The following is a 14,783-nucleotide window of genomic DNA, read 5'->3' as shown; positions in this document are numbered from 1 at the left end:
TCCTCAGGCACCGACCGTCGCGGCCAGCGCGAGGTCGATCAGTTTGATGGCGGCGAAAGGCAGCAGCACGCCGCCGACGCCGTAGACCAGCATGTTCCGACGCAGCAGCACGGTGGCGCCGGAGGGCGTGAAGCGCACGCCGCGCAGCGCCAGCGGGATCAGCGCCGGGATCACCAGCGCGTTGAACACCAGCGCCGCCAGCACCGCGTTGCGCGGACTGGACAGATGCATCACGTCGAGTGCGGCCATCGACGGGATGGCGGCGGCGAACAGCGCCGGCAGGATCGCGAAGTACTTCGACACGTCGTTCGCCAGCGAGAACGTGGTCAGCGCGCCGCGGGTGATGAGCTGCTGCTTGCCGACCTCGACCACCGCCAGCAGCTTCGCCGGGTCGCTGTCGAGGTCGACCATGTTGCCGGCCTCCTTCGCGGCCTGCGTGCCGGAATTCATCGCCAGGCCCACGTCGGCCTGCGCCAGCGCCGGCGCGTCGTTGGTGCCGTCGCCGACCATCGCGATCAGTCGCCCGCCCGCCTGCTCGGCGCGGATGCGCGACAGCTTGTCCTCGGGCCGCGCTTCGGCGATGTAGTCGTCGACGCCGGCTTCGGCGGCGATGGCGGCCGCGGTCAGCGGGTTGTCGCCGGTGATCATCACCGTGCGCACGCCCATCTCGCGCAGCCGGGCGAAGCGCTCCTTCACGCCGTGCTTCACCACGTCGGACAGTTCGACCACGCCCAGCACGTGCCGGCCTTCGCTGACCACCAGCGGCGTCGCGCCCTGGCGCGCCACCTGGTCCACGCGCATGCGCATCTCGCCCGGGATCGTGCCGCCCAGCGCCAGCACGTGGCGTTCGATCGCGTCGGCCGCGCCCTTGCGGATCACGCGCTTGCCATCGTCGGCGCGCGCGTCGGGCAGGTCCACGCCGGACATGCGCGTCTGCGCGGTGAATGCGACGTACTGCGCGCCTTCCGGATCGGCCGGCCGCGCGCCCTGTTCGCGCGCCAGGCGCACGATCGACTTGCCTTCGGGCGTGGGATCGGCCAGCGACGACAGCATCGCCGCCTCGCGCAGCTGTTCGGGATCGATCGCGGCCAGCGTGTGGAACGCGGTCGCCTGGCGATCGCCATGGGTGATCGTGCCGGTCTTGTCCAGCAGCAGCACGTCGACGTCGCCTGCCACTTCGACAGCCTTGCCCGACTTCGCCAGCACGTTCGCGGCGAGCGCGCGGTTCATGCCGGCGATGCCGATCGCCGGCAGCAGGCCGCCGATGGTGGTGGGGATCAGGCACACCAGCAGCGCGATCAGCAGCAGCGGGTCGACCTTCACGCCGACGAACGCACCGATCGCCGGCAGCGTGGCGCAGACGATGAGGAAGGTCAGCGTCATCGCCGCCAACAGCATCGTCAGCGCGATCTCGTTCGGCGTCTTCTGCCGGTTGGCGCCTTCGACCAGCGCGATCATGCGGTCGAGGAAGCTGTGGCCCGGCTCGGCGGTCACGCGCACGACGATCTCGTCCGACAGCACCTTGGTGCCGCCGATCACGCCGCTGCGGTCGGTGCCGGCCTCGCGCAGCACCGGCGCGGATTCGCCGGTCACCGCGGATTCGTTGATCGTGGCCATGCCGTGCACGATCTCGCCGTCGGCGGGCACCAGTTCGCCCGCGGACACCACGACGCGATCGCCCGGACGCAATTCGGCGGCGGGCACGCGGGTTTCTGCGCCGCCGGTGTCGGACGCGTCGTCGTCGAGGCGACGCGCGACCAGATCCTTGCGCGCACGGCGCAGCGACGCGGCCTGGCCGCGGCCGCGCGCTTCGGCCACGGCTTCGGCGAAATTGCCGAACAGCACGGTGACCAGCAGGATCGCGGTGACGGCGATGCCGAAGCCTGCGGGCGCCTGCCCGGCGGCGGTGATCAACGCCGCCAGCACCGTGCCCAGCAGCACGATCGCCATGACCGGGCTGCGCACGATGTGGCGTGGCGAGAGCTTGAGGACGGCGTCGCGGCTCGCCGCGCGCAGGGTCGCGGCGTCGATGAGCGGTGGTGCGTGGCGACCCGCTTGCGGGCCGCTGCGATGCGAAGTCATGGCAATTGCCTCAGTGCGTGAGTTGCAGGTGGTCGGCGATCGGGCCCAGCACCAGCGCCGGCATGAACTGCAGCAGCGTCAGGATCAGGATCACCGCGACGACCGTGAGCGCGAAGGTCGGGGTTTCGATGCGCAGCGTGCCCGCGCCCTCGGGCGCACGGCGCTTGCGCGCGAGCGAGGCGGCCACCGCCAGCGGCACGATCAGCGCCGGGAAGCGGCCGAGCAGCAGCACGAGCGTGCAGGTCAGGTTCCACCAGGGCGTGCCGTCGCCCAGGCCCTCGAAACCGGAGCCGTTGTTGGCGAAGGCGGAGGCGTACTCGTAGAACACCTGGCTGATGCCGTGGAAGCCGGGATTCGAGTGGCCGGTGAACTGCGGCAGCGACAGCGTCAGCGCGGTGAAGCCCAGCACCGCCAGCGGCTGCAGCAGGATCAGCAGCGACAGCAGCCGTACTTCGCGCGCCTCGATCTTGCGGCCGAACAGTTCCGGCGTGCGCCCGGTCATCAGCCCGGCGAGGAACGCCGCCAGCAGCAGGTAGACGAGGAACTGCGCGAGGCCGCAGCCGATGCCGCCCCAGATCGCGTTGATCAGCATGTTGCCGATCGCGACCAGGCCGGTGAGCGGCGCCAGCGAGTCGTGCATCGCGTTCACCGCCCCGTTGCTGGTCTGCGTGGTGAGCATCGCCCACAGCGCGGAGGCGTCGGTGCCGATGCGCGTTTCCTTGCCTTCCATCAGTGCGGCCGCGACCGGGCCGTGGCCTTCCAGCCACACGCCGGCGGCGGCGGACAGAAGCGACATCAGCAGCATCGCGCCGAAGATCAGCGCGGTGAGCGACCGCCGCCGCGTGAACGGGCCGACCATGAACACCACGGCGACCGGGATCAGCACCAGCGCCAGCGTTTCCAGCAGGTTGGAGAACGGCGTCGGGTTCTCCAGCGCGACCGTGCTGTTCGGGCCGTACCAGCCGCCGCCGTTGGTGCCGAGCTGCTTGATCGCGACCATCGGCGCGACCGGACCCAGCGGGAGCTTCTGCTGCGTCATGCCGGCGCTGGCGTCGATTGGCGTCGCCGTCGGTCCGCCGCGCAGCGTCGCCGGCACGCCCTGCGCGCCGAGCAGCAGCGTCCACACCAGGCACAGCGGCATGAGGAAGCGCACGGTCGCGCGGACGACGTCGGCCCAGTAGTTGCCGACATCGGGTTCGCCCGTGGCGGAGGCGTTCGCGTCGTCGTGGTTGCCGCCGACCAGCGCGCGCAGCGTCGCCACCGCGAGCGCGAGGCCCATCATCGGCGTGATCACCTGCAGGCCGACGATGCCGACCATCTGCGCGAGATACGACAGCTGCGCCTGGCCGGAGTAATGCTGCTGGTTGGTGTTGGTGAGGAACGACACCATCGTGTGCAGCGCGGTGTCCCAGCGCAGGTTGGGGAGGCCGTCGGGATTCAGCGGCAGCCAGGCCTGGGTCATGAACAGCGTCCACACCAGCGCGCCGAGCACGAGGTTACTGAGCGCGAACGCGCGGACGTAGCCGCGCCACGACTGGCCGCGGGCCGGATCCGTGCCCAGCGCGGCGTACAGCGGACGTTCGATCCAGCCGAACGCGCGGTCCAGCCGCGAGGGCGCGCCGCGCATCACCGCGGCGAGGTAATGCCCCAGCGGCCAGCCGAGGCCGATCGCGAGGGCGAAGACGAGCAATGCGTCGATCATGGAAGTTCTCGGGATGCGTCGAGGCGCGCGAAGCGTCGTGCGGCGAGGCCGCGCGCGGTCAGAAGCGTTCGGGGCGCAGGATCACGTAGAGGAGATAGACGCAGGCGACGACAACCGCCGCGCTGCAGACGAAGACGAGCCAACCGGGCATGACGCCCTCCTGGGCGAATGGACGAGGACCGGCGAGGCGTGGCGCGGACAGGGCCGGCGACGTGCGCTTCGCAGTGGCGGAATTCTCGATCCGGCCGGCGTAAAGCCTCCATGCTGCGCGGGCCGTGGCCGCGCTAAATCCGCGTAAAGAAATTCGCGTGAAGAAGCGCGCGGCTTGTCGACGGCGCGCGGAAACGACGAAGGGCGCCTCGCGGCGCCCTTCGTTTGATGCCTCCTGCGATGTCGCGAAGCGCTCACTTCAGCTTCGCGGCCTTGCGCAGTTCGTCGGCCTTGTCGGTCTTCTCCCACGAGAAGGCGGTGGCGGTCTGCGACTTGCCGGCGCCGTCGACGTAGGTGACTTCCTTCGGCTTGCGGCCGAAGTGGCCGTAGGCGGCGGTGGCCTGGTACACCGGGTGGATCAGGTCGAGCATCTTCACGATGCCGTACGGACGCAGGTCGAAGTGGGCGCGGATCAGCTTCTCGATCTGCGCGTCCTCGATCTTGCCGGTGCCGAAGGTGGTGACCGAGATGGAGGTCGGTTCGGCCACGCCGATGGCGTAGCTGACCTGCACTTCGCACTTGTCGGCGAGGCCGGCGGCGACGATGTTCTTGGCGACGTAGCGCGCGGCGTACGCGGCCGAGCGGTCGACCTTCGACGGATCCTTGCCCGAGAACGCGCCACCGCCGTGGCGGGCCATGCCGCCGTAGCTGTCGACGATGATCTTGCGGCCGGTCAGGCCGCAGTCGCCCACCGGGCCACCGATCACGAAGATGCCGGTCGGGTTGATGTGCACCTTGTTCTTCGGCAACGCGTCGAACCACTTCTTCGGCAGCACCGGCTTGAGGATCAGCTCGCGCACGCCTTCGACCAGGTCCTTGTGCTTGATGCCCGGGTCGTGCTGCGTGGACAGCACCACGGCGTCGAGGCCGAGGATGCTGCCGTCGTTGCCGTAGCGCAGGGTGACCTGCGACTTGGCGTCCGGACGCAGCCACTTCAGCTTGCCGTTCTTGCGGACCTTGGCCTGCTGCTCGACCAGGCGGTGCGAGTAGTAGATCGGGGCCGGCATGAATTCCGGCGCCTCGTTGCAGGCGTAGCCGAACATCAGGCCCTGGTCGCCCGCGCCCTGTTCTTCCGGCTTCTTCGCCTTCTTGTCGGTGCCGTCGACGCCCGCGGCGATGTCCGGCGACTGCTTGCCCAGCATGTTGATGATGGCGCAGGTGTGGCCGTCGAAGCCGACGTCGGAGTTGTTGTAGCCGATGTCGTTGATGACCTTGCGGGCCAGCGATTCGATGTCCACCCACGCGCTGGTGGTGACTTCGCCGGCGACGATGGCCGCGCCGGTCTTCACCATCGTTTCGCACGCGACGCGGGCGCGCTTGTCCTGCGCGAGGATCGCGTCCAGCACGGCGTCGGAGATCTGGTCCGCGATCTTGTCCGGATGGCCTTCGGACACCGATTCGGAGGTGAAGAGATAGCTGGACATCGACGGGGCTTCCTTTTTGGGTTGTCGGATGATTCATCCCTCGATCGGGATGAAAAGATGGGCGCGCATGATACACCCCTCGGCCAACCGCTGCATGACTGCCCGGGGCGGGGCTGCCGGAGGGCCGGGCGGCTGTCACGCCGCCGCCGCGCCGGCGCCACGGGACTGTCGCGAAACCGACGCAGGCTGGCGGCCATCCCGGCCGACCGGACCCGCCCATGCAAGCGCTCGAACGCCACCTCCAGGCCCGCCACCCCCGCTGGTTCGCCGGCCGTCGTGCCGGCGTCGCCCGGTCCGTCCTCCGCGGCCTCGGCCGCTGGTCGCGGCTGGACGAGATCGAGGCCTTCCTCGCCCGCGAGGGTCACCGGCGCGACTTCGACTTCCTGCCAGCGGCGCTGGACTTCCTCGGCCTGCGCTACCGGGTGGCCGACCGCGACCTCGCGGCGATCCCGGCCGTCGGCCGGTTGCTGATCGTCGCCAACCATCCGTCCGGGGCGCTGGACGCGCTGGCGCTGCTGCATGCGGTCGGCCGGGTGCGCCGCGACGTGCGGATCGTCGCCAACGACCTGCTGTCGCTGCTGACGCCGATGGCCGGGCTGTTCCTGCCGGTGAAGGTCTTCGGTGGCCAGGCCGGCGCCGACAGCCTGCGCGCGATCGAGGCGGCGCTGGAGCGCGAGGAGTGCGTGATCGTCTTCCCAGCCGGCGAGGTGTCGCGGCTGGGGCTGGCCGGCGTGCGCGACGGCCGCTGGCGCGCCGGCTTCGTCCGCTTCGCCCGCCGCACCGGGACGCCGGTGCTGCCGGTGCGGATCGTCGCCCGCAACTCGGCGCTGTTCTACGGTGCGTCGGCGCTGTATCGGCCTGCGGGCACGGCACTGCTGGCGCGCGAGATGTTCGCCCGCCGCGCGCGGCCGGTCGTGCTGCACGTCGGGCGGACGATGCGGCTGGACCCGGAGACACCGGCGGAGGACAGCGTGCGCGAGGTGCGCCGCGCGCTGTACGCGCTCGGCCGCGACCGCCGGCCCGCGCCGGGTCCGGCGCCGATCGCCGATCCGATCGATCCGGCGACGCTGCTGTTGGCCATCGCCGGCACCGAGTTGCTGGGCCGCACCGGCGACGGCAAGGAGATCCGCCTCGCGCGCGTGACCGCCGACGCGCCGCTGCTGGCCGAGATCGGCCGCCTGCGCGAGCGCACGTTCCGCGAGGTGGGCGAGGGCACCGGCCGCAGCCGCGACGTCGACGCCTACGATCCCGACTACGAACACATCCTGGTGTGGGACGCCGCGGCCACGAAGATCGCCGGTGCCTACCGCGTCGCCCGCGGCGCGCCGCTGCTGGCCCGTCGCGGCCTGGCCGGGCTCTACACCGCGTCGCTGTTCCACTACACCGACGAGGCGCTGCCGCGGATCGCGCAGGGGCTGGAACTGGGCCGCAGCTTCGTGGTGCCGGAATACTGGGGCAGCCGCAGCCTCGACTACCTGTGGCAGGGCATCGGCGCCTACCTGCGCCGGCATCCGCAGGTGCGCTGGCTGTTCGGCGCGGTGTCGATCAGCGCCGCGCTGCCGCGCGAGGCGCGCGAGCAACTCGTCGCCTACTACTCGCGCTACTACGGCGATGGCGGCGGCGCCGCGGCGTCGCTGCGGCCGTTCCGCTACGTCGCGACGCCGCCGGACTTCGGCGATCTCGACGCCGACACCGCGTTCGGCGTGCTGCGTGCCAACCTCGCCGCGCACGGCGCCACCGTGCCGGTGCTGTACAAGCAGTACACCGAACTGTGTGAACCCGGCGGCGCGCGTTTCCTCGCGTTCGGTGTCGATCCGGATTTCAGCGACAGCATCGATGGGCTGATCGAAGTCGATCTGGCGCGCGTATCGCCGAAGAAACGCCAGCGTTACCTGCAGGCGCGCGATGCCGTGACCTGACGCGGGGCGTCGATCGTCGCGGCGCGACATGCTGCGGCGCATCACCTTTCCGGCGCTGTGAACGCGAATGGTTTGCGGTACAGTGCGGCCACGGCGTGGATGCCGGGGATTCACGGAACAGGGGCCATCGATGCATCGGCGTCACAGGGAGGTGGCGGTTCCGCCGTCGCGGAACCGTCTTCGTTCGACCGCAGGCGCGCATGCGCCCTGCATGCGCAGGGCAGCGCTCGCCGTCGCGATCGCGCTGCCGCTCGCGACCGCGCAGGCCGCGTCCGCCGCGGACACGCCGCCGACCAATCGCGCGGACGACCCGCAGACCCTCGACCGCATCGTCGTCAGCGCCTCCGCGCTGCCGACCACCGCCGCGGCCGCCAGCCAGCACGTGACCGTGCTCGGTCGCGCCGACCTCGACGCCATGGCCGGCATGAGCGCCGGCGCCATCCTCGCCACGCAGGCGGGTGTCGTCACCGATCGCAGCGCGCGCAGCGGCGGCTTCGGCTCGCTCTACCTGCGCGGCGCCGATCCCAGCCACGTCGTGGTGCTGATCGACGGCGTGCGCCAGAACGATCCGCTGTCCTCGCGCGGCAGCGCGGTCGACCTCAACACCCTGACTGCCGGCGACATCGAGCGCATCGAGATCGTGCGCGGCAATGCGTCGGTGCTGAATGCCGAAGCGATGTCCGGCGTGATCCACATCCTCACCCGCCGCGGTGGAGATGGTGCTTCGGCCGGGCTCGACGCCGGCGGCGACGGCCTCGCCGGCGTGCGCGCGGGCCTGCGCGCAGGCGACTGGCGCGTGGGCGCGACCGCGCGCGAGGACGGCGATCGCGACAGCCGCGACGGCGGCACCATCGACCACCGGACGCGCGCCGCCAATGCCGGCTGGGCGCACGGCTTCGGCGATCGCGTCGACCTGGGCGTCGACGCGCGCTACGCCGACAGCCGCAATCGCGGCTTCCCCGACGACAGCGGCGGCGTACGTTACGCCGACCTGCGGACGCTGGAAACGCGCGAGGCAGAGAGTCGGCAGGGGTCGATCGATCTCTCCGTGCGCGACGTCGGCGACGGCACGCTGCGGCTGCAGGCGGACGCGTTGTCGCGCAGCACCGACGAGCGCTCGCCGGGCGTATCGCCGGGCCTGCGCGATCCCGCGGGTCTGCCGGCGATCGATGCCATCGGCGAATACCGCCGCCAGGACGCACAACTGCTGTGGTTGTCGCGCGACGACGCGGCGCTGCGCTTCACCGTTGGCGCGCAGCACCAGCGCGAGCACGGCACGCTCGACAGCCTGATCCACTTCGGCCCGTTCTTCGCGCTGCCGGCGAACTTCGAGCTGCGCCGGCGCACGACCAGCCTGCTCGCCGAGGCGCGCTGGCAGGCGAACGGCTGGACCGTGCAGGGCGGCGTGCGTCGCGAAGATCCGGATCGCGGCGACGCCAGCACGCTGCCGATGCTGTCGGTGCAGCGCACGCTGGGTGCCGGTCGCGGCCAGTGGGGCGCATCGGTCGGCCGCAGCACGAAGCAGCCGAGTTTCTATGCGCTGGGCCATCCGCTGGTCGGCAATCCGGATCTCAAGCCGGAACGCGCACTGCAGCGCGAGCTGTACTACGCCACCGCCGCCGATGGCGCCTGGCCGCTGCGGCTGACGTTGTTCAGCGCGCGCTATCACGATCTCGTCGATTTCGACGCCGGCCCGCCGCCGCAACTGGTCAATCGCGCGCGCGTGTCGGCCGACGGCCTGGAATGGTCGCTGTCGCATCGCTTCGCCAACGACTGGCGCCTGCGTCTGGACGGCAGCCGCCAGCGCGTGCGCGCCGACGATGGCGTCGTGCTGCGGCATCGGCCGCAGCTGCAGTGGAACGCCGGGCTCGACGTGCCGCTGCCGCGCGCGTTCGTGCTGTCGCTGCAGACGAACCATCTCGGACGGCGCTTCGATTCCTCGATCCCGACAGGCGACCGCTGGCTGCCGTCGGTCACCACGCTGGATGCCTCGCTGCGCCGCACGTTCGGCGCGGTCACGGTGCTGGCGGGCGTCGACAACGTGTTCGACAGCGAGCGCGAGGAAAGCATCGGCACGTCGTGGCCCGGACGACGGCTGCGGGTGTCGTTGACCTGGGCGTCGCACTGAGGCGACCGGGTCACGGAAAGCGGAGTGCGCGGCGGGACGGCTTCATCGGAAGAAGGGGGAAGACGATGGCGCAGGTCGAAGGACGGGACGGACGCGGTGACGGGCGAGGCGACGCGCAGGCGCGCTGGCGCCTCGGCGCCGTGCTGTGCGCGCTGGTCCTCGCGCTGTCGCTGCCGTTCGTGCTGTGGGGCGCGCACTTCGATCGCGCCGCGCCGGGCTGGCTGGAGGCGATGACCTCCGATGCCGCGTTCGCGACGGTCGGCATCGCGCTGCTGGTCGCCGACGTGCTGCTGCCGGTGCCGAGCAGCCTCGTCGCGATGGCGCTGTGCTGGCGGCTGGGCCCGCTGTGGGGCGGCGCCTGCGTGGCGGTCGGCCTGTCGCTGGCGTTCGTCGTCGGCTACGGCCTGGGGCGGCTGATGCCCGAAGCGCGGCTGCGGCGCTGGATCGGCCCCGCGCTGTGGGATCGCACCCGTGATCGCGCGGATCGCCGCGCGCTGTGGTGGATTTCGCTGATGCGCCCGTTGCCGCTGCTCGCGGAAACCAGCGCGGTGCTCGCCGGCGTCTGGCGGCTGCCGTTTCCTTCCGCAGCGGGTTGCGCGGCCGCGGCGTCGATCGCGACCGCCGCGCTGTACGCCGCCAGCGCATCGCTGGGACGCGGTGCGCCGGGCCTGCTCGCCGCCTTGCTGTCGACGCTGGCGTTGCCCGGCGTCCTGTGGTTGCTCCATCGGCGCGTGGTCGGGCGATTGCTCGGCCGCGACGCCGCGTCCGTGCCGCCGGCCCGCCACGTGCCGGCGTCCGCCAAGTCCGTTCCCGTCCAGGAGGAGAGATGAACCGTCGCACCGTCTTCGCATCGCGTGCCCGCGGGCGCGCACTCGCAGGGCCGCTGTCGCTGCTGCTCGGCGGCGTGCTGGCCATTGCCGCTTCCGTCGCGGGCGCGTCGGGGCGACCCGTCGTCGCGGCCACGCCCGCCGAGCGCCACATCTATTTCACCGGCGGCGTGCACAACGACAAGGACTGCATCCCGCTCGCCAAATGCATCTACCCGCGCAAGGCCGGCGAGCCCACCGATCCGCAGTTCCCGAAGTGGTGGGTCAGCACGTGGACGATGTACCGCGTGTTCGCGAACTACGACAAATACCCGCCGCCGTACGGCAATCCGCCCGCCGGGCTGTCGCCGTCGGACTACCAGGTGTCGTACGGCGCGAGCTACTACGACTCGACCTATGTGCCGAAGGATGGTGACGGCACCGGCGCGATGATGGAGTACTACGACCAGTACTGCCTGCCGATCTTCCCGTCGGACAACCACTACACCTGCGCCTTCGTCTCGCTGGGCAACAAGGCGTACTTCCTGCGCTACGCCGACCGTCCGAAGGGCACGCCGCAGTGCTGCAAGTTCTCGCCGAAGAACCATCCGCCGCGGGTGGACTTCATCCAGCACCTGCCCTACAGCCCGGCGCGCAGCACGCAGGTGGCCGGCCAGGTGCAGGCCTACGCATTGGAGGTCGGCAAGCCGCCGATCCTGTTCGGCTATGCGTTCTATGCGACGCCGACCTCGGACGATCCCGCGAATCCGAAGTCGCCGAAGTACCGGCATCCGCAGTCGTTCTATTTCTCCGGCTATCCGCTGGATCCGCCGAACGCGCCGATCGTGAGCCAGAACTACACCAGTTTCCGCGCGCAGCGGCCCGATCCGATCGTGACCTGGGACCAGGTCGCGCAGATGTGCCCGGCCGATCCGGAGTGGTGCTGCCTGTTCGAGGGCGATTGCCCGAAGAAGGAGGTGGCCGCGGACGCCGCCCTGCGCGGTGCCGAAGCGCCGACGCAGTGGTCCGATCTCGACGATCAGCAAACGGAAGGTGCGCCATGAGTTATCTCGACAGTCCCCGACTGCATTTCAAGGGCTGGTTCCAGGCCGACGTCTCGACGATCAACAACGACGTCCGCTTCTACCAGAACGCGTCGTTCGTGCCGGAATACCAGCAGCTCAACGCCAACGGCAGCTGGAACCCGGAAGGCACCGGCATCTTCCGCTTCGTCGACTGCGCCGTGACCGGCGGCAGCCTCGACGGCCGCGCGCTGACCGATGCCGGCCAGGACCCGGTGATCGGCATGCTGCTGGAGAACGCCGATCGCCGTGCGCCCGGCAAGCTGGTCGATCTCGACCCGCAGCAGCAGATGGTCTCCGAGATCTGGGGCATGCAGCTGCGGCTGCTCGACGCCGCACGCCGGCAACTGTTCAGCGGCGAATACAAGCCCGGCCCGTTCTGCAACCTGTGGAAGCGGCAGCAGACCGGCGTGCCGCGCGACCAGCAATTGGCGGCGAACTACCAGTCGGTGCTGGACGCGATGGCGTGGGACGACCTGATCGATTCGCCGCTGCTGCGCGCGCTGCGCGCTGCCAGCGACGACGATCGCCTGTCGATCGCCTTCAACGTCTACGGCTACGGCCGCGACGCGACCATCCCGCGCTACACGATGGGGCATGTGGTCGGCACGATCGGGCCTTACCGTCGCGGCGAACCGGCGCACTTCGTCGTCGGCCGGCAGATGATCGCCGACCCGAAGACGTGGCCGGCGGTGCCCGCGGGCTGCCTCTACAACGCGCAGGGTGCCTACGATGCAGAGGCCGCGCGGCTGACGCTCGACCTCGGCAACAGTTTCCCGATCCTCGATGCCAACAGCGGCCTGCTCGACGTCGGGCCGGTGCAGGTGGGCGTGTTGCGCGGCAATCCGCAGGCGGCGGTGACGACGGTCGCGGCCGCCGACGTGGTGGTGATCGGCGAAGTGCCGTACCGCGATGCCGACTGGTACGCGCAGACCGCCGGCGTGCAGGCGTTCGACGTGTCCGCATTGCCGGACGCGCGCGATCTGCTGCGCGACCATCCGCTGGTGCTGCTCGGCCCGTCCGCGCCCGCCGGCGATGCCGGCACCGCTGCCGATACCGATGCCGTGACATTCTCGGTACGGTTGCAGGAATCGATCGACGGCCAGTATGTCCGTGCCGACCAGTTCGTGTTCCGCATGGACCCGGGCGAGGTCTGCGAGCTGCACCTGCACGCGTCGCGCTTCGGTGCGGCGCTGTCCGGCTCGCGGGTCGTGCTGTCGCCCACCGAAGGCATGATGGGCGGCTCCGGCGGCGGCGCGACGATCACGCCGACGCCGCGCCCCGCGGCCGCGATTCCCGACATCGCCGTGCCCGCGGATGCGTTCGCCTTCCCGCCCGCGGTCGTCACCGGACCCGATGGTCGCGCCATCGCGACGCTGCGCCTGTCCGAAGCCGGTCCCGGCACGCCGCGCGGCTACATCTCCGGCCAGCTGTACGGCGTCGGCTACCAGCTGGCGCAGCAGCCGGCGGGCTACCTGTCGAATCCGCTGAACTACGTCAGCGTGCTGGCCTACAGCCGCAAGGACGTGCCCGCGATCCCGACCTGGTACGACGACATCCAGCCGGTGTTCGCGCAGTTCGGCAACCTCTACCCGATCATGGGCCGCTACATCGTCGACCTGAACAGCTACGAGTCGGTCTGCGAACGCATCCCGCCGCTGACGCTCGCGTTCTCGCTGCCGCGCGAAGACGCGAACCACATGCCGGTGACGCGCGACCTCGGCATCGGCGACCGCGACACGATCCTCCGGTGGCTGCGCAATCCCGGACCCGATGGCCGCCCGGTGCTGGGACGGCCGAAGGTCGGCCCGCCGCCGGATGCCGTGGCCGTCGCCGCCGCGGCGCCACCGTCCACGTCGACGCAGCCCGACCTCGGCCTGCTGCCCGAACAGGGCGGCGGCAAGACCGCCTTCCTCATGCAGTACGCCGCGCGCCGCGACGCCGCGTCCGAATCGGGAGACCCGTCATGATCCGTCTGTCACGCGCCGTCATCGAAGGCATCCAGCAGGCCGACACCCCGGAGAAGCTGCACGTCTACCTGCAGAACGCGGTCGAGCTGGAGCACAGCACCATCCCGCCGTACCTGACCGCGATGTTCTCGCTGCGGCCGGGCACCAACCGCCGCATCGCGTCGCTGATCCGCAGCATCGTGATCCAGGAGATGCTGCACATGAGCATCGCCGCCAACATCCTGATCGCGATCGGCGGCCGGCCGCAGATCAACAACCCGGCGTTCATCCCGAAGTACCCGGGGCCGCTGCCGATGGACATCGGCGGGCTGATCGTCGGCATCGAGGCGTTCTCGATGCCGGTGGTGAAGCAGACGTTCATGGCGATCGAGCAGCCGGAGGACGAGATCCCGGTGCGCACGCCGGGCCTGCTGGAAGCCGCCGAGACCTACGCCACCATCGGCGAGTTCTACGACGCGATCAAGGCGCAGATCCGGGCGCTGGGGCCGTCGATCTTCGTGCAGCCGACCGCGCCGCCGCAGGTGGTGGCGCCGCACTGGTTCCCGCCGGACAAGCTGTATCCGATCACCGGCCCGGACAGCGCCTGCCGCGCGATCGACCTGATCAAGCTCGAAGGCGAGGGCACCGCGCTGACGCCGTACCAGTCGCCCGACGATCCCGCGCACTTCTACAAGTTCGGCTCGATCGTCGCCGGCCGTGAGCTGGTCACCACGCCCACCGGCTACGCCTACGCGGGCGCCGCGATCCCGTTCGATCCCGACGGCATCTGGCCGCTGAAGCCGAACTGCAGGATCGCGGATTTCGCCGTCGGCACGCAGGCGCGCACGCGCATCGAGCAGTACGCGTGGAACTACTCGTCGCTGCTCAACGCGCTGCACGACACGTTCAACGGCCACCCCGACCGGCTGGACGCGGCGATCGGCGCGATGTACGACCTGCGCGTGCTGGCGGTGTCGATGATGCAGACCGTCGCCGATCCGGACACCGGCCAGACCGTGGGCCCGAGCTACGAGTACGTGAGGACGCAGGGCGGGATGCCATGACCGCGCCGGTCCGCAACGCCCATCCGGCGGTGATGTTCGAGGTCATCGCCCGCGACCAGGACGCGATGAAGGCGTTCTACGCGGCGGTGTTCGGCTGGACCTACCGCATCGGCACCGGTGGCTTCGCCTACGTCGATTTCCCGACCACGGCGCGGCCGCTGCTGGGCGGCATCGGCCAGGCGCAGAAAGGCGTGCCCGGGTTCGAACCCGGGCACGCCTTCTACCTCGTGGTCGACAGCCTCGAAGCCACGATCGAAGCGACCGAAGCCGCCGGCGGCACGCTGCACATGCCGATCGACGAGGTCGACGGCTACCGCTTCGCGATGATCTGCGACCCGGAAGGCAATCCAGTCGGCCTGATCGAACCCTTCGACGCGTGACCCCGTTCCCCGAACACCTTCCCCCTCCTGCCCGCGA

General features: G+C 70.6%; 11 protein-coding genes. 7 read left to right on the top strand and 4 right to left on the bottom strand.

The window, feature by feature from the left end:
* Window positions 1-3: 3 nt before the first annotated feature.
* From kdpB to metK, 4 genes are all read right to left on the bottom strand, one after another.
* Window positions 4-2,082: a potassium-transporting ATPase subunit KdpB gene (gene kdpB, locus ACT53R_RS14395; RefSeq protein ID WP_476172587.1), complete on the bottom strand. Its 2,079-nt coding sequence runs from the start codon at window positions 2,080-2,082 to the stop codon at window positions 4-6.
* A gap of 10 nt (window positions 2,083-2,092) precedes the next feature.
* Complete coding sequence (kdpA, locus tag ACT53R_RS14390; RefSeq protein WP_476172586.1) at window positions 2,093-3,784, bottom strand: potassium-transporting ATPase subunit KdpA; 1,692 nt, start codon at window positions 3,782-3,784, stop codon at window positions 2,093-2,095.
* A 58-nt stretch (window positions 3,785-3,842) separates the two neighbouring features.
* Window positions 3,843-3,935, bottom strand: a complete 93-nt coding sequence (locus ACT53R_RS14385; protein ID WP_476172585.1) for a potassium-transporting ATPase subunit F — start codon at window positions 3,933-3,935, stop codon at window positions 3,843-3,845.
* A 253-nt stretch (window positions 3,936-4,188) separates the two neighbouring features.
* The gene (gene metK, locus ACT53R_RS14380; protein ID WP_476172584.1) at window positions 4,189-5,418 is read right to left on the bottom strand and encodes a methionine adenosyltransferase; all 1,230 of its coding nucleotides are present in this window, start codon (window positions 5,416-5,418) and stop codon (window positions 4,189-4,191) included.
* 218 nt (window positions 5,419-5,636) lie between these two features.
* Here metK and olsF point away from each other — a divergent pair, with 218 nt between their 5' ends.
* From olsF to ACT53R_RS14345, 7 genes are all read left to right on the top strand, one after another.
* A complete protein-coding gene (gene olsF / locus ACT53R_RS14375; RefSeq protein ID WP_476172583.1) occupies window positions 5,637-7,337 on the top strand; it encodes a bifunctional ornithine lipid synthase OlsF in 1,701 nt (566 codons plus the stop codon).
* A gap of 211 nt (window positions 7,338-7,548) precedes the next feature.
* Window positions 7,549-9,465 carry a TonB-dependent receptor plug domain-containing protein gene (locus tag ACT53R_RS14370; RefSeq protein WP_476172582.1) on the top strand — a complete coding sequence of 639 codons (1,917 nt, stop codon included), beginning with the start codon at window positions 7,549-7,551 and terminating at the stop codon, window positions 9,463-9,465.
* 65 nt (window positions 9,466-9,530) lie between these two features.
* Complete coding sequence (locus ACT53R_RS14365; protein ID WP_476172581.1) at window positions 9,531-10,295, top strand: VTT domain-containing protein; 765 nt, start codon at window positions 9,531-9,533, stop codon at window positions 10,293-10,295.
* A complete protein-coding gene (locus ACT53R_RS14360; protein WP_476172580.1) occupies window positions 10,292-11,335 on the top strand; it encodes a hypothetical protein in 1,044 nt (347 codons plus the stop codon). Before ACT53R_RS14365 ends, ACT53R_RS14360 begins: the two co-directional genes overlap by 4 nt.
* On the top strand, window positions 11,332-13,323 hold the full coding sequence (locus ACT53R_RS14355; RefSeq protein WP_476172579.1) for a hypothetical protein: 1,992 nt from the start codon (window positions 11,332-11,334) through the stop codon (window positions 13,321-13,323). Before ACT53R_RS14360 ends, ACT53R_RS14355 begins: the two co-directional genes overlap by 4 nt.
* Window positions 13,320-14,366 carry a ferritin-like domain-containing protein gene (locus ACT53R_RS14350; RefSeq protein ID WP_476172578.1) on the top strand — a complete coding sequence of 349 codons (1,047 nt, stop codon included), beginning with the start codon at window positions 13,320-13,322 and terminating at the stop codon, window positions 14,364-14,366. The genes ACT53R_RS14355 and ACT53R_RS14350 overlap by 4 nt, the downstream gene beginning before the upstream one ends.
* A complete protein-coding gene (locus ACT53R_RS14345) occupies window positions 14,363-14,746 on the top strand; it encodes a VOC family protein (protein ID WP_476172577.1) in 384 nt (127 codons plus the stop codon). The genes ACT53R_RS14350 and ACT53R_RS14345 overlap by 4 nt, the downstream gene beginning before the upstream one ends.
* Window positions 14,747-14,783 lie beyond the last annotated feature (37 nt).

This window comes from Lysobacter sp. DMC104, assembly GCF_056313665.1.
This window is presented reverse-complemented; position numbering and strand designations above follow the sequence as displayed.